General features: G+C 70.0%; 18 protein-coding genes. 1 reads left to right on the top strand and 17 read right to left on the bottom strand.

The annotated features are described in order from the left end of the window. Window positions 1-82: 82 nt before the first annotated feature. From ACFWVP_RS10005 to ACFWVP_RS10060, 12 genes are all read right to left on the bottom strand, one after another. Window positions 83-2,911: a DEAD/DEAH box helicase gene (locus ACFWVP_RS10005; RefSeq protein ID WP_384495204.1), complete on the bottom strand. Its 2,829-nt coding sequence runs from the start codon at window positions 2,909-2,911 to the stop codon at window positions 83-85. Between the two features lie 49 nt (window positions 2,912-2,960). Next, window positions 2,961-3,851 (bottom strand): diacylglycerol kinase, encoded by an 891-nt coding sequence (locus ACFWVP_RS10010; RefSeq protein ID WP_384495206.1) that lies wholly within the window; start codon window positions 3,849-3,851, stop codon window positions 2,961-2,963. A gap of 41 nt (window positions 3,852-3,892) precedes the next feature. After that, window positions 3,893-4,858 (bottom strand): twin-arginine translocase subunit TatC, encoded by a 966-nt coding sequence (gene tatC, locus ACFWVP_RS10015; protein ID WP_384495208.1) that lies wholly within the window; start codon window positions 4,856-4,858, stop codon window positions 3,893-3,895. A 49-nt stretch (window positions 4,859-4,907) separates the two neighbouring features. Further along, on the bottom strand, window positions 4,908-5,201 hold the full coding sequence (tatA, locus tag ACFWVP_RS10020; RefSeq protein WP_384495210.1) for a Sec-independent protein translocase subunit TatA: 294 nt from the start codon (window positions 5,199-5,201) through the stop codon (window positions 4,908-4,910). A 216-nt stretch (window positions 5,202-5,417) separates the two neighbouring features. After that, window positions 5,418-5,615 carry a hypothetical protein gene (locus ACFWVP_RS10025; RefSeq protein WP_056786540.1) on the bottom strand — a complete coding sequence of 66 codons (198 nt, stop codon included), beginning with the start codon at window positions 5,613-5,615 and terminating at the stop codon, window positions 5,418-5,420. A gap of 48 nt (window positions 5,616-5,663) precedes the next feature. Further along, the gene (locus tag ACFWVP_RS10030) at window positions 5,664-5,948 is read right to left on the bottom strand and encodes a hypothetical protein (RefSeq protein ID WP_384495211.1); all 285 of its coding nucleotides are present in this window, start codon (window positions 5,946-5,948) and stop codon (window positions 5,664-5,666) included. Window positions 5,949-5,985: 37 nt separating this feature from the next. Further along, window positions 5,986-6,942, bottom strand: coding sequence for a helix-turn-helix transcriptional regulator (locus tag ACFWVP_RS10035; protein ID WP_384495212.1), 957 nt, complete (start codon window positions 6,940-6,942; stop codon window positions 5,986-5,988). A gap of 15 nt (window positions 6,943-6,957) precedes the next feature. Beyond that, complete coding sequence (locus ACFWVP_RS10040) at window positions 6,958-7,911, bottom strand: helix-turn-helix transcriptional regulator (RefSeq protein WP_384495214.1); 954 nt, start codon at window positions 7,909-7,911, stop codon at window positions 6,958-6,960. A 115-nt stretch (window positions 7,912-8,026) separates the two neighbouring features. Then, on the bottom strand, window positions 8,027-8,401 hold the full coding sequence (locus tag ACFWVP_RS10045; protein WP_384495216.1) for an FKBP-type peptidyl-prolyl cis-trans isomerase: 375 nt from the start codon (window positions 8,399-8,401) through the stop codon (window positions 8,027-8,029). A 43-nt stretch (window positions 8,402-8,444) separates the two neighbouring features. Continuing rightward, window positions 8,445-9,392 carry an FKBP-type peptidyl-prolyl cis-trans isomerase gene (locus ACFWVP_RS10050; protein WP_384495217.1) on the bottom strand — a complete coding sequence of 316 codons (948 nt, stop codon included), beginning with the start codon at window positions 9,390-9,392 and terminating at the stop codon, window positions 8,445-8,447. A gap of 121 nt (window positions 9,393-9,513) precedes the next feature. Beyond that, complete coding sequence (pafA, locus tag ACFWVP_RS10055; RefSeq protein ID WP_384495219.1) at window positions 9,514-10,875, bottom strand: Pup--protein ligase; 1,362 nt, start codon at window positions 10,873-10,875, stop codon at window positions 9,514-9,516. A gap of 9 nt (window positions 10,876-10,884) precedes the next feature. Then, window positions 10,885-12,144 carry an MFS transporter gene (locus tag ACFWVP_RS10060; RefSeq protein ID WP_384495221.1) on the bottom strand — a complete coding sequence of 420 codons (1,260 nt, stop codon included), beginning with the start codon at window positions 12,142-12,144 and terminating at the stop codon, window positions 10,885-10,887. A 130-nt stretch (window positions 12,145-12,274) separates the two neighbouring features. Here ACFWVP_RS10060 and ACFWVP_RS10065 point away from each other — a divergent pair, with 130 nt between their 5' ends. Further along, a complete protein-coding gene (locus tag ACFWVP_RS10065; protein ID WP_384495222.1) occupies window positions 12,275-13,303 on the top strand; it encodes a LacI family DNA-binding transcriptional regulator in 1,029 nt (342 codons plus the stop codon). 59 nt (window positions 13,304-13,362) lie between these two features. Here the strand turns inward: ACFWVP_RS10065 and prcA are convergent, their stop codons facing one another. The 5 genes from prcA to dop form a co-directional block, all read right to left on the bottom strand. After that, window positions 13,363-14,196, bottom strand: a complete 834-nt coding sequence (gene prcA, locus ACFWVP_RS10070) for a proteasome subunit alpha (protein WP_384495224.1) — start codon at window positions 14,194-14,196, stop codon at window positions 13,363-13,365. A gap of 56 nt (window positions 14,197-14,252) precedes the next feature. Beyond that, complete coding sequence (prcB, locus tag ACFWVP_RS10075) at window positions 14,253-15,098, bottom strand: proteasome subunit beta (protein ID WP_384495226.1); 846 nt, start codon at window positions 15,096-15,098, stop codon at window positions 14,253-14,255. After that, a complete protein-coding gene (locus tag ACFWVP_RS10080; protein WP_384495228.1) occupies window positions 15,050-15,643 on the bottom strand; it encodes an endonuclease VII domain-containing protein in 594 nt (197 codons plus the stop codon). The genes prcB and ACFWVP_RS10080 overlap by 49 nt, the downstream gene beginning before the upstream one ends. Before the next feature lie 6 nt (window positions 15,644-15,649). Further along, window positions 15,650-15,868, bottom strand: a complete 219-nt coding sequence (locus ACFWVP_RS10085; RefSeq protein ID WP_384495230.1) for a ubiquitin-like protein Pup — start codon at window positions 15,866-15,868, stop codon at window positions 15,650-15,652. Between the two features lie 120 nt (window positions 15,869-15,988). Next, window positions 15,989-17,500, bottom strand: a complete 1,512-nt coding sequence (gene dop, locus ACFWVP_RS10090; RefSeq protein ID WP_384495232.1) for a depupylase/deamidase Dop — start codon at window positions 17,498-17,500, stop codon at window positions 15,989-15,991. Window positions 17,501-17,714 lie beyond the last annotated feature (214 nt).

The following is a 17,714-nucleotide window of genomic DNA, read 5'->3' on the forward strand; positions in this document are numbered from 1 at the left end:
TGCCGGGGGGCCCGCCGGACCCGCAAGGGACCACCGGGCGAACCCGCCGGACCCGCAGTGCATCCGTGCGTACCCGCGGGGATCACCCCACCGAGCTGTACGCCACCACGCCCCGCAGCACCGCGTCGACGGCCTTGTGCGCGTTCTTCGCCACCGAACTCCCGTCCCGGGGCGCGGCGGCCGCGATCTGGCCGAGCACGTCGATGACCTGCTTGCACCATCGTACGAAGTCGCCCGCCGGCATCTCCGCCTCGCGGAGCACCTCGTCCAGCGTCCGCCCCGAGGCCCACATGTAGACCGCCCAGGCGAAGCCGAGGTCGGGTTCGCGCTGGCCGACCCCTTCCGTCTGGCTGATCTTGAAGTCCTCCTCCAGGGCGTCGAGTCTGCCCCAGATGCGGACCATCTCACCCATCGCCGCCTTCACCGGACCCGACGGCAGCTTGGGGGCCACCGCGTCGTCCGCCTGCCGCGCCTCGTAGACCAGCGCGGAGACGCACGCGGCCAGTTCGGCCGGGTTCAGCCCCTCCCAGACGCCCTCACGCAGGCACTCGCTGGCCAGCAGGTCGAGCTCCCCGTACAGCCGTGCGAGCCGTCTGCCGTTGTCCGTGACCTCGCTGTCGCGCAGGTAGTCGAGCTCGGTCAGGAGCGCGACGATCCGGTCGAAGGTCCGGGCGATGGTGTTCGTCCGGCCCTCGATCCGCTGCTCCAGCTGCCGCGTGTCACGCTGGAGCCGGTGGTAGCGCTCCGCCCACCGGGCATGGTCCTCGCGCTCGTCGCAGCCGTGGCAGGGGTGCGCGCGCAGCTCCGTGCGCAGCCGGGCGATCTCCCGGTCGTCGGCCGCCGCGGCCCGCTGCTTGCGGTGCCGCCCCGGATCGATGTGCCCGGCCTTGCTCCGCAGCGCGGAGGCCAGGTCGCGGCGCGACTGCGGTGAGCGCGGGTTGAACGACTTGGGCACCCGCATCCGCTCCAGCGCCTCGACGGGCACCGGGAAGTCGATCTGGGCCAGCCGCTTGACCTGCCGTTCGGCGGTCAGGACCAGCGGGCGCGGTCCGTCGTGGTACTCCAGCCCGCGGTGCCCGTCGGTTCGTCCCGCCGGCAGCCCCGGGTCGAGGACCAGCGCGAGGCCGGCGAACTTCCCCGTCGGCACATGGATGACGTCACCGGGCTTGAGCTTCTCCAGGGACGTCGAGGCGGCGGCCCGCCGCTGCGCGGCACCCTGCTTGGCCAGGTCCGTCTCGCGGTCCTTCAGGTCGCGGCGCATCCGCGCGTACTCCTCGAAGTCCCCGAGATGGCAGGTCATGCCCTCGCGGTACCCCTCCAGGCCCTCCTCGTTGCGCTGGACCTGCCGGGAGATGCCGACGACCGAGCGGTCCGCCTGGAACTGCGCGAAGGAGGTCTCCAGCAGCTCACGCGACCGGTGCCGCCCGAACTGCTGCACGAGATTCACGGCCATGTTGTACGAGGGCCGGAAGCTGGAGCGCAGCGGGTACGTGCGGGTGCCCGCGAGTCCGGCGAGCGCCCCGGGGTCCATGCCCCGCTGCCACAGGACCACCGCGTGGCCCTCGACGTCGATGCCCCGGCGCCCGGCCCGTCCGGTCAGCTGGGTGTACTCGCCGGGCGTGATGTCGGCGTGCTGTTCGCCGTTCCACTTGACGAGCTTCTCCAGCACGACGGAACGCGCGGGCATGTTGATGCCGAGTGCCAGCGTCTCCGTGGCGAAGACCGCCTTGACGAGGCCCCGCACGAACAGTTCCTCGACGACCTCCTTGAAGGTCGGCAGCATTCCGGCGTGGTGCGCGGCGATGCCCCGCTCCAGGCCTTCGAGCCACTCGTAGTAGCCGAGGACGTGCAGGTCCTCGCCGGGGATGGACGCGGTCCGCTCCTCGACGATCTCCCGGACCAGCCGGCGCTTGTCCTCGTCGTTGAGCCGCAGCCCGGCCTGCAGGCACTGCTGCACGGCCGCCTGGCAGCCGGCCCGGCTGAAGATGAACGTGATCGCGGGCAGCAGCCCTTCGGCGTCGAGCCGGTCGATGACCTCGGGCCGCGACGGGGTCCAGATGCGGCTGCGCTGACGGCGCTCGCGCTCACGGTCGGCCTCGCGGACCATCTTGCCGCGGCGGCGCTCGCGCGGGTTGTACCCGCGCTGGTTCTCCATCCGGGCGAGCCTGACGAGGTCGGGATTGACCTCACGCCTGCCGGTGCCCCGGCCGCCGTGGTCCGTCTCCTCCTCGAAGAGGTCGTACATCCGGCGCCCGGCCATGACGTGCTGCCACAGCGGCACGGGCCGGTGCTCGGAGACGATCACCTGGGTGTCACCCCGGACGGTGTCCAGCCAGTCGCCGAACTCCTCGGCGTTGGACACGGTCGCCGACAGCGACACCAGGGTCACCGACTCCGGCAGGTGGATGATCACTTCCTCCCAGACGGCGCCGCGGAAGCGGTCGGAGAGGTAGTGCACCTCGTCCATCACCACGTAGCCGAGGCCGGTGAGCGCCTGGGATCCGGCGTACAGCATGTTGCGCAGCACCTCGGTGGTCATGACGACCACGGGTGCGTCCGCGTTGACGCTGTTGTCCCCCGTCAGGAGTCCGACCTTGTCCGCGCCGTACCGTCTGACGAGGTCGGTGAACTTCTGGTTGGACAGGGCCTTGATGGGCGTGGTGTAGAAGCACTTGCGGCCCTGGCGCAGGGCCAGGTGCACCGCGAACTCGCCGACGATCGTCTTCCCCGACCCCGTGGGGGCCGCGACCAGCACCCCCTTGCCCGCTTCCAGGGCCTTGCAGGCGTCGATCTGGAACGGATCCAGACCGAACTCGTACATCTCGCGGAAGGGCCCGAGGGCCGTGGCCTGCTCGGCCGCACGGACCCGAGAAGCCTGGTATCGCTCAGCTGGTGAGAGGTCCTCTGTCATCTTGATACGAGCCTACCCGCCAGGTATGACAGTCAGCCCGATCTTTATTTCACGGTGCGAGGACCCGCACGGCGGCGGGTACACAGGTCGCCGTGAGCGGCAGCGGACCCAGCGGTTCGCCGTCCGCGTACGCGGTGGTGCCGGCCGCGGCCAGCTCGATGGACGAGACCCGGTGGACACCGACCGCGGGATGGCCCAGATGCGTCCCCCTGTAGACCTGGGGGAAGACCCTGAGCAGGGTGGTACGGCTGCAGTCGCCGACGACGGTCACGTCGAAGAGCCCGTCGTCCATGACGGCGTCCGCGCAGATCCGCATGCCGCCGCCGTACGTGGAGCCGTTTCCCACGGCGATCAGCGTCGCCTCGATCTCGCGCACCGGACCGCCGTCCAGCCGGACGCGGTACGGGATCGGCCGGAAGGCCGCCAGTTCGGCGAGGATGGCCAGGTCGTACTTGAACCGTCCGCCGACCAGGCGCATCCGGTTCCCCCGGTCGTTGACCCGCGAGTCGAAGCCGGAGGCGAGCACGGAGCCGAACCAGCGCCCGCCGGCCCGGCCGAGGTCGATGTCGCGCGCGGTCCCCGCCTTGAGCACCTCGGCCGCCAGCCGTCCCGCCGCGGCCGGATCACGGATCGGCAGCCCGAGCGCACGGGCGAAGTCGTTGCCGGTGCCGACGGCCACGGCACCCAGCGGGGTGTCCGTTCCGGCGACGGCCTGCAGGGCGAGGGACATCATGCCGTCACCGCCCACGGCTATCAGGGCGCCGGTCCCGCAGGCCACGGCCTCACGGGCCCGGCGAAGGGCGTCGTCGGCGTCCTCGCCGAGCACCGTACGCACGGAGAAGCCCGCGTCCCGCAACGCGGAAGCGGCCGGCTGCGCGGCCCGCGCGCCCCGGCCGCGTCCTGCGGTGGGATTGACGAAAAGTGTGATCTCGCTGGTCACCGGGGGTCCCCCTGGACGAAGTCTGGGGAGACCCTACAAGGTCAGGTGATGTCGTCGTAACCGTTGAGCCGGTGGGGCCGGCCGCCGTCGGACTCGCCGCTCGCCTGCCCGGGAAGGGCCGCGCGGACAGGAGTGACGCTCTCGACCGCTCCGACGCCCTGGGGTGTGAGGTCCAGCTTCGAGGCCTCGTCGTCGTCGAGCTCGGCGTCGGGGTTGCGGCGCTGCCTGCGCTTGTCGTTGAGCAGCGAGAAACCGACCGCGACGAAGTACAGGACCGCGAGCGGCCCCGCCAGCAGGAGCATCGAGATGGGCTCGCCGCCCGGCGTCGCGATCGCCGCGAACGCGGTGAGGCCGACCAGCATCCCGCGCCACCAGCGCAGCATGCGGGCGCCGGACAGGGCGCCGGTCATGTTGAGCAGGATGAGCAGCAGCGGAAGCTCGAAGGCCAGCCCGAAGACGATCACCATGCGGGTGATCAGGTCGAGGAAGTCGTCGAGCGGCAGCAGGTTCTTCACGTTGTCGGGCGTGAAGCCGAGCATGATCTCGGCGGTCTGCGGCAGGATCGTGTAGGCCAGGTAGGCACCGGCCATGAAGAGCGGAACCCCGGCGGCCACGAAGGCCATCGAGTAGCGCTTCTCCTGCTTGTGCAGGCCCGGGGCGACGAACGCCCACAGCTGGAAGAGCCAGACGGGGGTGGCGAGCAGCACACCCGCCATCAGGGACACCTTCAGCGCGATGGTGAAGGGTGACAGCAGACCGTTGGTGGTCATCTCCGCGCACGGCCGGCCGTTGACCATGGTCACGGCGCCGTTCTTGCAGCCGACCGAGTCCAGGATCGGCTTCATCAGGAACTCGAAGATTTCCTTCTGGAAGAACGCTGCCGCGATCACGGCGACCACGATGGCCAGGACCGACTTCAGCAGTCGGTTGCGCAGCTCACGCAGGTGATCGAGGAGGGGCATCCGCCCCTCGTCGTCCTTCTCCTGCTTGCGGGCAGACTTGAGCAACCCACTTCCCTCGTCTCGTGCGACAGCTGTCGGTGGTGCGAGTCAGCTGTCAGCTCTGGGTGGTGGGCTTGGCCTCGCTGACCGGGCGGGAGCTGGAGACGTCCCCGGGAGCGGCCTGGATGGTACGGGCGGGAGCGGCCGGCGGAGCGGTGTCCGCGACGGTCTCCGTGGTGGGCGCCGCGGGCTCCGCGTCGTCCTTCTTCATGGCCTTCGCCTCGCTCTTGAGGATGCGGGCCGACTTGCCGAGCGAACGCGCCATGTCGGGAAGCTTCTTGGCACCGAAGAGCAGCAGGATGACAGCGATGATCAGAACGATCTCGAGGGGCTTCAGATTGCCGATCATGTGCGACTTCCTTCTCACTGAGGCGACTGGAGGGTGGGCTCGCTACCCGTTCGGCCGGACATACGTCCGACCTTCGCGCTGGCAGCGATCGTAACCCGCAGGGGTAAACGCGAGGCAATGCCCGCGCGTACTCCCGCTTGCGGCCCGCACCTCCCTGCCTGGGCCGACCTCAGCAGCGTACCCCCCGCAACCGTGAATCTGGAGGGCGCCGCCTGTCTATCGCAGGGCCTCCCCGGTCTCCGCGAGACCGGTGGCCGCTCGTTCGAGATCCTCGGCCGCTCGGTTGATCCGCTGTGTGGTCGCGGCGACCTGCCTGCCGAGCCGTTGCGCCTCGACGAAGACCTTGACGGCCAGGACGCCGAGCACGGCCAGGCCGAGGAATCCCAGGGCGATGGCGAGCATGGGCCAGAACATGGACGGTGCCTCGATGTCTTCTCGTAGCTGCGGGACGGCCTGCGGGCGCTACCGCAGGGCGGTGTGGAGGCGCAGCGTCCGCACTCCGCCGCCGGAGAGCAGTTCGACGATGCGCTCTCCGGCCGGCTTGCGGACCGCGGAGCCGCACTCGGGGCAGGTGAAGGTGTAGAAGGTGGTGCGCCGGCTGGCGCCTATGGCGAGGCGCAGGGCTCCCGCCGCGAGCTCGAAGCGCCCCCGGCAGTCCGGGCACGCGGCCCGGAACCGTACGGCGGCGGGCACCGGCACGGGTGCGGGTCCGCCCTGCCTTCCGTGCCCGCCCGATATCGCCGTCATATGACTTCTGTCTCCCCGGTGCACCGCCGGCCGCCCCTCAGAGCGCATCGTCGTAGGCGGCCAGTGCCTCACGCGCCGCCAGTCGGGCGCTGTGCGCCAGGTCCTGGGGGGCCGTGATGCGCCCTTCGCCGCCCAGCCGTAGCGCGAGCCTGCGCAGCGAGGCCGGGTCGGGGGTGCGCAGGGTGATCCGCATGCCCCCGTCGGGCAGCTCCTCGGCGCTGTCGTGCGGGTAGTACTCGGCGACCCATCTGCCCCCGGGGCCCACCTCGACCACGACCTCCGGGTCCTCGGCCGCCGGCTGGACCAGCCCTTCGGACAGGTCGCGCAGCTCGATCTCCGGCGGTGCGGACGGGGCGTCGAGCAGCCGGATCTCGGCGACCCGGTCGAGCCGGAAGGTACGCCGCGCCTCGGTGAGCCGGCACCAGCCCTCCATGTACGTGTGGCCGACGGCGAACAGCCGGATCGGGTCCACCTCACGCTCGGTGAGCTCGTCGCGCGCGGGCGAGTAGTAGCGCAGCCAGAGCCTGCGCCGCTCGGAGATCGCCCGGTCGACGTCGGCGAAGACCCCTCCCTCGGACTCGAAGGTGACCGAGAGCCGGGAGCTCGCGGCCCCCACCTCACCGGCGGCGGTCTCCAGCTTCGCGGTGGCGCGTACCAGCGCCTGCCGGTCGCTCTCGCGCAGTCCGGGCAGCGTCGCCACCGCACGGGCCGCGACGAGGAGGGCCGTGGCCTCGTCCGCGGCCAGCCGCAGCGGCTCCGCGACGTCGTCCGGGTTGTGCCACCAGATCCGGTCGCCGTCGGTGTCGATGTCGAGCAGGTCACCGCCGCGGAAGCTGGTCCCGCACATGGGGAGCACGTCGAGGTCGGAGATCAGCTCGTCCTCGGTGATGCCGAAGGCCCTGGCGACGTCCTGGACATGCGCGCCGGGGCGCTCACGGAGGTACGTCACCAGGGAGAGCATCCGCCGGGTCTGGTCGATCGCGTTCGTGGCCACGAGTAGCGGTTCCCCTCAGTCCTTGGCCACGGCGCGCAGCCGGTCCATCACATCGGCCCGCAGATCGGCGGGTTCCGTCACGACGACGTCCGGGCCGAACTCGACGAGCCAGGCGTCCAGTCCGTGTCCGTACGGAATCTCCAACTCTTCCCAGCCGTCCCCGAGTTCCCGTACCGATATCGCGCGGGAGCGCAGCGGGTAGCCGGACCCGGCGCGCAGCCTGATGCGGGCGGTCCGGGTCGCGGTCTCCCCCGCCCAGCTCTCCACCGTCTCGCGGACGGTGACCACGTCGGGCACCGGGACCGTGAACGCGCCGGCGCGGGAGCGGACGCGCCCGGAGATCCGGGACAGCCGGAAGACCCGCTCGGCGCCCCGCTCGCGGTCCCAGCCGGCCAGGTACCAGTGGCCGCGCCAGCATTCGAGCGTCCAGGGTTCCACCTGGCGCTGCTCGGGGCGGGCGGCGTTGGCCTTGCGGTAGTCGAAGGTGACGGGGCGGCGGTCCCGGCAGGCGAGCATCAGCGGTTCGAAGGCGGCCTCGTGGACGGGGATGCGGGGTTCGAGGGCGCTGTGCACCTCGTACGCGTCCTCGGCCTCCGGCATGCCGGCGGCCCGCAGCTTCTGCAGGGCGCCGCTGGCGGCGCCGGCGAGCCGGGCCTGCTGCCAGACCTTGGCCGCGAGCCCGAGGGCCGCGGCCTCCTCGGCGTCCAGCGTGATGGGGGGCAGCCGGTTGCTGTCGCGGCGCGCGAGGTAGCCGGTCTCCCCGTCGAGGTTCTCCACGGTCTCGATGACCAGGCCGAGTTCGCGCAGATCGTCCTTGTCGCGCTCGAACATCCGGTTGAAGGATTCGTCGGTGCCCGCTTCGAGATAGGCCTCGATGGACCCGCGGAGCTCACGTTTGCTGAGCGGGCGCCGGGTCCCCAGCAGACACAGTGCCAGGTTCATCAGCCGTTCGGCCTTGGCAATCGCCATCGACGCCCTTTCTCTACGTGCTCTACGACCGTCGACCGTACCGGTCCGGGGTGTCCGGACCAAAGCGAGGGCCCGTGCCTGACGGCACGGGCCCTCGCTGCTGTCACCTGGCGGATCAGACGGCGACCAGGTCGCAGACGAAGATCAGCGTCTCGCCCGGGGCGATGGAGCCGCCGCCCGCGCCGCGGTCGCCGTAGGCGAGGTGCGCGGGGATGGTCAGCTGACGGCGTCCGCCGACCTTCATGCCCTGGACACCCTGGTCCCAGCCCGCGATGACCTGACCGGCACCGAGCTGGAACTGCAGCGGGGTGCCGCGGTTCCACGAGGCGTCGAACTCCTCGCCGGTGGAGAACGCCACACCGACGTAGTGGACGGACACGGTCATGCCCTTCTCGGCGACCGCTCCGTCACCTTCCCGGATGTCCTTGATCTCCAGGTCCACCGGCGGCTCGCCACCCGGGAAGTCGATCTCGGGCTTCTCGATGCTCACTGAACTGCTCCTCTAAATGATGAACGGGGCAACCTGGACAGTCTTACATCTTTGTCAGGATGTCCACGGCCCACACGAGCGTCGACTTGGCGGGGACGGTCTGCTGCGCCTCGTCGCCGAAGGCCTGGTCCGGCGGGATGACGAGCAGCACCCGGCTGCCGACCTTCTTGCCGACGAGGCCGTTCTTGAGGCCCTTGACCGTGATCTGGGCCAGCGGGAAGGTCGCGGTCTTGCCCGTGTCGTAGGTGCTGTCGAACTTCTTGCCGCCCTTCCACAGGAAGGCCTCGTAGTTCACGACGACGCTGTCGGTCTCCTTGATGACCTCCCCGTCGGACTCCAGGACGTAGCTGGAGACGAGCTTCTCGGGCGGGTCGGACTTGGGGAACGTGACCTTCGGCGCCTTGCCGTCGGTGTTCGTCCCGACCTTCGGCAGGTCGATGTTGTCCTGGGCGACCACGGCGCCCTCCGCGGACTTCGGGACCTGCGTCGCCTTCACCACGTCGACGACGAAGACGAGGGTGGCGTTGGGCTTGATGTCCTCACCCTGGCCCGCCTCGCCGTAACCGAGTTCCGGCGGGATGACCAGCTGGACGCGGCTGCCGACCTTCTGGCCGACGAGTCCCTTGTCCCAGCCCTGGATGACCATGCCCGCACCGAGCGTCAGGTCGAAGGGCTGCTTGCGGTCGAAGCTGTTGTCGAACGGCTTGGTGGAGTCCCACGCCTGCCCGAGGTAGTTGACCTGGATCGCGTCGCCGTTCTTGAGCTCCGCGCCGTCACCCTCACTGATGACTTCGGTCTTCAGCTCCTTGGGTGGATCGCCCTCCCCCTTCGCCAGGGTGGGCTTCTCGCCGAACTTCGCCCCCGCGGTGATCGCGGGAACGCCGTTCTTGGACGAGGCGGACGAGGCGGAGTCGGAGGCCTTGTCGTCGCCGCATGCTGCGGTGGACAGCAGCAGGAGGGGGACGACGAGAAGGCCGGCAAGTCGGCGCACTGGTTCCTCAGATCTCAGACGGCACGTGGATGGGTCCCCGACACTCTAGGCCGAGCGAAGGGCCCCGTACGAGGAACGTACGGGGCCCGGTCGCATCCGCGGTGGGACAGGTCCTTCTCCGTCACATGCCCGCGATGAGCTTCTCCACCCGCTCGTCGACGGAACGGAAGGGGTCCTTGCACAGCACGGTGCGCTGCGCCTGGTCGTTGAGCTTGAGGTGCACCCAGTCGACGGTGAAGTCCCGGCGCTGCTCCTGGGCCCGGCGGATGAAGTCGCCGCGCAGCCGTGCCCTGGTGGTCTGCGGAGGCACGGACTTGCCCTCGAAGATCTTCATGTCGTTGCAGATGCGGGCGACCTGCCCCTTGCGCTCCAGCAGGTAGTAGAGCCCCCGCCGACGGTGGATGTCGTGGTAGGCGAGGTCTATCTGGGCGACCCTCGGGTTCGACATGGTCATGTTGTGCTTGGCCCGGTACCGCTCGATGAGCTTGTACTTCATGACCCAGTCGATCTCGGTGTCGATCCGGTCGAGGTCCTCGGCCTCGATGGCGTCCAGGGTGCGGCCCCACAGTTCGAGGACCTGGTCGACCGTGCCGGTGCGGATGCCCCGGCGCTCGACGAAGTCGACGGCCTTCTCGTAGTACTCGCGCTGGACCTCGACGGCCGAGGCCTCACGTCCGCTGGCGAGTCGCACCTTGCGCTGCCCGGTGATGTCGTGGCTGACCTCGCGGATGGCCCTGATCGGGTTCTCCAGGGTCAGGTCGCGCATCACCGTGCCCGCCTCGATCATGCGGAGCACCAGGTCGGTCGCACCGACCTTGAGCAGCATGGTCGTCTCGGACATGTTGGAGTCGCCGACGATGACGTGGAGGCGGCGGTACCGCTCCGCGTCGGCGTGCGGCTCGTCCCTGGTGTTGATGATGGGACGGGAACGCGTCGTCGCGGAACTGACGCCCTCCCAGATGTGCTCGGCACGCTGGCTCACGCAGTAGACGGCTCCGCGCGGGGTCTGCAGCACCTTGCCGGCACCGCAGATCAGCTGCCGGGTGACGAGGAAGGGAATGAGGATGTCCGCGAGCCGGGAGAATTCTCCGTGCCGGGCCACGAGGTAGTTCTCGTGACAGCCGTAGGAGTTTCCCGCCGAGTCGGTGTTGTTCTTGAAGAGATAGACGTCGCCCGCGATTCCCTCCTCGTGCAGGCGGCGTTCGGCGTCGACGAGCAGACCTTCGAGAATGCGTTCGCCTGCTTTGTCGTGCGTGACCAGTTCGGTCACGTTGTCGCATTCGGGTGTCGCGTATTCCGGATGCGATCCCACATCGAGGTACAGACGGGCGCCGTTCCGCAGGAAGACATTGCTGCTGCGGCCCCATGACACAACACGGCGGAAGAGGTAGCGCGCCACTTCATCAGGTGACAGTCGGCGCTGTCCCCTGAACGTGCACGTGACGCCGTACTCGTTCTCCAGCCCGAAAATGCGGCGGTCCATGACTGAACATTACGCCTTATGGCCTGAGCTGAAACCGGGTTCGGCCGCACCGTTTCGATCATTTTCCGATCCGGCCACGATCTCGGGCCCACGCGCGGGAACTGCGAGGACCCTTCCGGTGGCCAGCAGAACCAGCAGTGCGGCCACTCCGCCGGCTCCCGCGACGGCGAAGCTCCACGCCGTCCCGCCGAGCTCGACGGCCGGGCCGGCCACCGCCGTTCCGGCCGCCGCGCCCACCCCGAACGTCGTCACGAGCCAGGAGAACGCCTCGGTCACCGTGCCCCGCGGGGCGTGCCGGTCGACGACGATGAAGGAGCAGGCGATCGCCGGGGCCAGGAACACCCCGGCCAGTGCGGCCAGTGCGGTCATGGCGGGCACACCGGGGGTCAGCGTCAACGGCAGGTAGCCCAGGGCCAGCAGCGCGACGATGACCCTCAGCCGCTTCTCGGGCGGCCCGGCCCACTGCCGCGCCCCGTAGGCCGCGCCGCCGATCAGAGCGCCGAGCCCGAGCGCGGCCATCAGCCAGCCGTACACGGACTCACGGCCGTGGTCGTCGGCGTACGCGACTCCGGCGACCGTGATCGAGCCGAGCGCGAGCCCGACGAAGAAGAACGTCCCCAGCAGGGCCAGCAGTCCGGGCGAGCGCAGCGCGCCCAGCCAGTGCGCCTCGCGGGGAGCCGAACGCCAGGTGCGGGAGGGCTCGGAGAGCACCACCCAGAGCGCACCGAGGACGCCTATGGCGTTGATGACCAGGAGCGCGGCGGCCGGCGACCGGAGGGAGACCAGGACCGTCACGAGCAGCGGCCCCACCGTGAACATGATCTCCTGCGCAACGGCGTCCATGGCGTAGGCCCGGTGCACCCGGTCCTCCCGGCCGAGGACCGTGGGCCACAGGGCCCGCAGACCCCCTTCCAGGGGTGGCGTGAAGACACCCGCCACGATCACCGCCGCGTAGGCGGGCAGGAGCCGGTCGAGACCCATCAGGGCCAGTGCCGCCATGCCGAGTGCGGAGAGCACGGCGGCGGGGAGCTGGATCCGCGGCTGTCCGTACAGGTCCACGGCCCTGCCGAGCAGTGGCTGCCCCACGGCCGTCGCCAGGCCGTACGCGGCTGCGAGGGCGCCGGCCAGCGTGTAGCTGCCGCCCTCGGCCCGGGTGAACAGGACGATCGCGATGTGGGCCGTGCCGTTCGGCAGGCGTCCCACCAGTGTTCCCGCCAGCAGCCGGGCGGCATGCCGCGTCCGGAGGATGTCCATATATCCCGCGGCCATGTCCGCCCCTCTCGCCCGGTGGTGTCCACACACCGGCAGTTTTACGTATAACTTCAGCGTTCATACGTACCATGTGCGCAGTCGGCCGGTCCATCCCACGGCATCCGGCCCGCACAGCACGGAGGCACGAGTGAGCAGCGCGCGGCAGCCCGCACCACCCCGGCCGACCAGCCGCGACGTGGCCCGGGCCGCAGGCGTCTCCCAGGCCACCGTCTCGCTCGTGTTCGGCGGAAAATGGCGCGGAAGGGTCTCCGGGGCGACCGCGGAACGGGTGCGTGACAGCGCACGGGAGCTCGGCTACCGGCCGAATCTGGCCGCCCGCAGCCTGCGACTGGGCCGCACCCGCACGGCCCTCCTGGTCGTGCCCGCGCTCACCAACGAGTTCTTCGCCCGGGTCTACACGGGCGCCGCCGCCGTCGCCGCGGAGCACGAGTTCGGTGTGGTGCTCTACCCGTCGCCCGACGGGACGGGACCGGCCAGGGACCCGTTCGCCTCCGCCCGCGCGGCGCTCGACGGGGTGATCGCCTCGTCGATGGCGGCGGACGCGCTGGGGGCGTTGCGGAACGCGGACCTGCCGCTGGTGATGCTGGACAGCGATCCGCGGGACCACGGCACGGCGGCCCGGGTGAACCTGGAGATCGCGGACGGTATGCGGCAGGTGGCGGAGCACCTGCTGCACCTGGGCCACCGCCGCTTCGTCCACCTGGCCTCGGCCGTGGACACCTGGACCTTCGCGGTGCGTGCCCGGGCCCTCGCCGACGCCGTGCGGGCCGTCCCCGGCGCGACCGTCCACCGGGTCACGGCCCCGCTCGACGTACGGGCCGGGCGCGAGGCCGCCGAAGCGGTCCTGGCCTCCCCGGGGCCACCGCCGACGGCGATCGTGTGCGACGACGACATCCTGGCCGCCGGGGCCTGCAAGGCCGTCCGCAGACGGGGGCTGCGGGTGCCCGACGACATCTCCGTGACCGGCTTCGACGACCTGGCCCTGGCCACGGCGGTCGAACCCGAGCTCACCACGGTGCGGCTGCCGGCCGAGCAGGTCGGCGAACGGGGCATGACGGCCCTGCTGGCGGTCCTTGACGGCCGCCGGACGGAGCAGGCCGCTCTCCCTGTCCACCTGGTGGTGCGGGGCTCCACCGCGCCCCCGCCCGTCTCATGACGGTGCCCCCGGCCGCGCACGGCGGCCGGGGGCGGCGGACCGGAGGCCCGGGGTCCGGACTACTCCTGCGTGGTCCCGTCGGTGGGCGAGGCCGGGGTGTCGGTGCCCGGGGTTTCGGTCGCCGGGGTGTCGGCCTCCGGGGTGTCGGCCTCCTCGGTGTCGGACGGGGCGTCCGTCGGGGTCGCCCCCGCACCGTCCGCGTCCAGCAGCCGGGTCAGCTGCCGCCCGACGATCCGCTTGAACTTGCGCTGCTGCGGCCTCGTACGGTCCAGGACCGCGACCTCGAGCCGCTCGGCGGGGATCTCCCGCTCATTGCCGTTGGCCTCCCGGGAGAGTGCCTGGACGGCCAGCTTCAGGGCCTCCGCGAGCGACATCCCGTCGCGGTGACGCTGGTCCAGGAAGCTGCTGATCTGTTCCGCGTTCCCGCCGACCGCGACGGAGCCGTGCTCGTCCACGATCGAACCGTCGTGCGGCAGCCGGTAGATCTGGTCACCCTCCGGCCCCGCGCCGACCTCGGCGACCACCAGCTCCACCTCGTACGGCTTCTCGGCCGCGCTGGAGAAGATGGTGCCGAGCGTCTGCGCGTAGACGTTGGCCAGCCCACGGGCCGTCACGTCGTCGCGGTCGTAGGTGTATCCGCGAAGGTCGGCGTAGCGAACCCCGCCGATGCGGAGGTTCTCGTACTCGTTGTACTTGCCGGCGGCGGCGAAGCCGATCCGGTCGTAGATCTCGCTGAACTTGTGCAGCGCACGGGACGGGTTCTCGCCGACGAACACAATGCCGTCGGCGAACTGCAGCACAACCAGGCTGCGACCACGGGCGATGCCCTTCCGGGCGTATTCCGCCCGGTCGGCCATGGCCTGCTGGGGTGAGACATAGAACGGCGTCGACACCGGCTATCCGTCCCTTTCTGTCAGTGACGAGTGCATCAAGGAAGCGTCGGACCGGGTCAGAGCAGCGCGGCGCGGGGGCCGTCGGGCTGCTCGAGCCGACGCTCCAGGATCGCGCGTGCGATCTCCGAGGATTCCGTGTCGCCCAGCTTCCGGAAGCCCTCGTCCGTGATGACGGTGACGATCGGGTAGATCCGGCGGGCCACGTCCGGGCCACCGGTCGCCGAGTCGTCGTCGGCCGCGTCGTACAGCGCCTGCACGACCAGGGTGAGTGTCTGCTCCTCCGTCAGGTCCTCGCGGTACAGCTTCTTCATCGACCCGCGCGCGAAGACGGAACCGGAGCCCGTGGAGGCGTAGCCGTGCTCCTCGGAACGCCCGCCGGTGACGTCGTACGAGAAGATCCGGCCCTTCCCGCGGTCGACGTCGAACCCGGCGAACAACGGGACGACCGCCAGGCCCTGCATGGCCATCGCCAGATTGCTGCGGATCATCGTGGAGAGGCGGTTGGCCTTGCCCTCCAGGGAGAGCGTGGCGCCCTCGACCTTCTCGAAGTGCTCCAGCTCCAGCTGGAACAGCTTGACCATCTCCACGGCGAGGCCCGCCGTACCGGCGATCCCCACCGCCGAGTACTCGTCGGCCGGGAACACCTTCTCGATGTCGCGCTGCGCGATCATGTTCCCCATGGTCGCCCGCCGGTCACCGGCGAGCACCACGCCACCGGGGAACGAGGCCGCGACGATGGTCGTCCCGTGCGGCGCCTCGATGGCGCCCTGCAGCGGCGGCAGGCTGCGGTTGCCGGGGAGCATCGAGGGCGACTGGTCGGACAGGAAGTCCATGAACGAGGACGACCCCGGCGTCAGGAAGGCAGCTGGTAGACGCCCGGTGCTACGAGTGTTGGCTTCCACGCGTTTCCCTCCACGTATGCGGCTGCACGCCTTATGGCATCCGGCCGATCCTTGAGCTGCCCCAGGGCTGCGTTGCAGCTGAAGCACAGTACGCCACGGACCCTACCCGTCTCATGACAGTGATCCACATGCTGCGACCGAGCAGTTGGGCAGATACCGCAAACGCCCTGCTGAGCGGCGGTCAGCGTGTCCAACTCCGCTGGACCGGGGCCATACTTGCGCTGGATGTAGCTCATTCGATTTCGCTCGGCCCGGCATGGGCGACAGTGGCTCGGCCAGCCGTCGGACGACGACCTGTCGCGCTCCCACCGATCGTGCGGTTTCACCTCGCCGCACTGCGGGCAACGCTTGTGCCCCCGAGGCACCGGCACCTTGACCCGAACGGACCTGCCCTTGGCCTCCTGGCGCTGCCGGTGGTACTCGGCAGAGCATTTCCGGCAATTCGCCTGGAGGCCGTCCCGCATCGCCCTGTTACCGGCGAATGACTCCGCCGGCGGAGCCATTCGACAGGGAGAGCATTTCCCATCGGCGGGAATATCGGACATTAAGCCCTATTCTCCACCTTTCTGGACAAACGACCTCACGAAATCCTCAGCGTTGGACTCGAGGACGTCGTCGATCTCGTCGAGGACGTCGTCGACGTCGTCGCTCAGCTTCTCCTGTCGCTCCTGCAGGTCCTCGGAGACCTGCGCGTCCTGCGCCTGCTCCTCGGTCCCCTCGGTGGAGCGTGTCGCCTTCTGCTGTCCGCCGCCGGTGTCCTTGGTCGCCATGTAGCTCACCCCGCTCGGTTCGAAGCACGTGATCAGACCCTACCTACGGGGTCCGACATTGGCCCGGTACTTGTCTCAACGTCCGGAGGTCTCTTGATTGATTCCCAGCCGGTGGCCCTTTCAGCCCCCGGACAGCGTCCGGACCAGCTCTTCCGCGGTACGGCAGCGGTCCAGGAGGTCCTTGACGTGTTCACGGGTCCCGCGCAGCGGCTCCATCGTGGGAACCCGTTGCAGCGAGTCACGGTCGGGCAGGTCGAAGATGACCGAGTCCCAGGAGGCCGCGGCGACGTCGTCCGCGTACTGCTCCAGGCAGCGGCCCCGGAAATAGGCCCTGGTGTCCTCGGGCGGCTTCGTACGGGCCCGCTCGACGTCGCTCTCGTCCAGCAGGCGCTTGATCCTCCCCCGGGCCGCCAGGCGGTTGTAGAGGCCCTTGTCGGCCCGCACGTCGGCGTACTGGAGGTCGACCAGGTGCAGACGCGGCGCGTCCCAGTCCAGGCCGTCCCTGCGCCGGTAGCCCTCCATGAGCTCCTTCTTGGCGACCCAGTCCAGCTCGCCGGCGAGGCTCATCGGATCGTTCTCCAGGCGGTTCAGGGTGTCCTCCCAGCGGGCCAGGACGTCCCTGGTCTGCTCGTCGGCGTCCGCCCCGTACCGCTCCTCGACGTATTTGCGGCCCAGCTCGAAGTACTCCATCTGCAGTTGCACGGCGGTGAGTGTCCGGCCGCTGCGGAGCGTGACGAGCTGTCGCAGGGTCGGGTCGTGCGAGACCTGGTGCAGGGTGCGCACCGGCTGGTCGACCGCCAGGTCGACGTTGATGAAGCCGTCCTCGATCATGGCGAGGACCAGCGAGGTCGTGCCGAGCTTGAGGTAGGTCGAGATCTCGGAGAGGTTCGCGTCGCCGATGATCACGTGCAGCCTGCGGTACTTCTCGGCGTCGGAGTGCGGTTCGTCGCGGGTGTTGATGATGGGACGCTTGAGGGTGGTCTCCAGACCCACCTCGACCTCGAAGTAGTCCGCGCGCTGACTGAGCTGGAAGCCGTGCTCACGGCCGTCCTGGCCGATGCCGACCCGGCCGGCGCCGGTGACGACCTGGCGGGAGACGAAGAACGGGGTCAGATGGCGCACGATGTCCGAGAAGGGGGTTTCCCGCTTCATCAGGTAGTTCTCGTGCGTGCCGTAGGACGCGCCCTTGTTGTCGGTGTTGTTCTTGTAGAGGTGGATGGGCTGGGCGCCCGGGATGGCGGCGGCCCGCTCGGCGGCCTCCGCCATGACCCGTTCGCCGGCCTTGTCCCAGAGCACCGCGTCGAGCGGGTTCGTGATCTCGGGTGAGCTGTATTCGGGGTGCGCGTGGTCGACGTACAGCCGGGCACCGTTGGTGAGGATGACATTGGCGAGGCCGATGTCCTCGTCGGTGAGCTGGCTGGAGTCGGCGGTCTCGCGGGCGAGGTCGAAGCCTCGCGCGTCGCGCAGCGGATTCTCCTCCTCGAAGTCCCAGCGGGCGCGGCGCGCCCGGTGCATCGCCGCCGCGTAGGCGTTGACGATCTGGGACGAGGTGAGCATGGCATTGGCGTTGGGTTGACCGGGGACGGAGATCCCGTACTCCGTCTCGATGCCCATCACTCGCCGTACGGTCATGCGGCCCTCCTTGCCCGGCGGCGCTCCCGTCCGGGAGCGCCGCTCAAGTACCGCTGCTGGTCCGGTACGCGTGCGGTGCCCGTCCCCGCACTGCGCGACTCGGCGGTACGGCAGAGCCTAGAGCGCCTCTGCGCCGGTGGGGAGATCAATTGCGTCATTGTTCGGGTGTGGCCGGACCCTGCCGGGAAAACGGCCGGCTGCGGATACCCTGCCG

The sequence above is a fragment of the Streptomyces sp. NPDC058637 genome (assembly GCF_042717325.1).
Classification (GTDB): Bacteria; Actinomycetota; Actinomycetes; order Streptomycetales; family Streptomycetaceae; genus Streptomyces.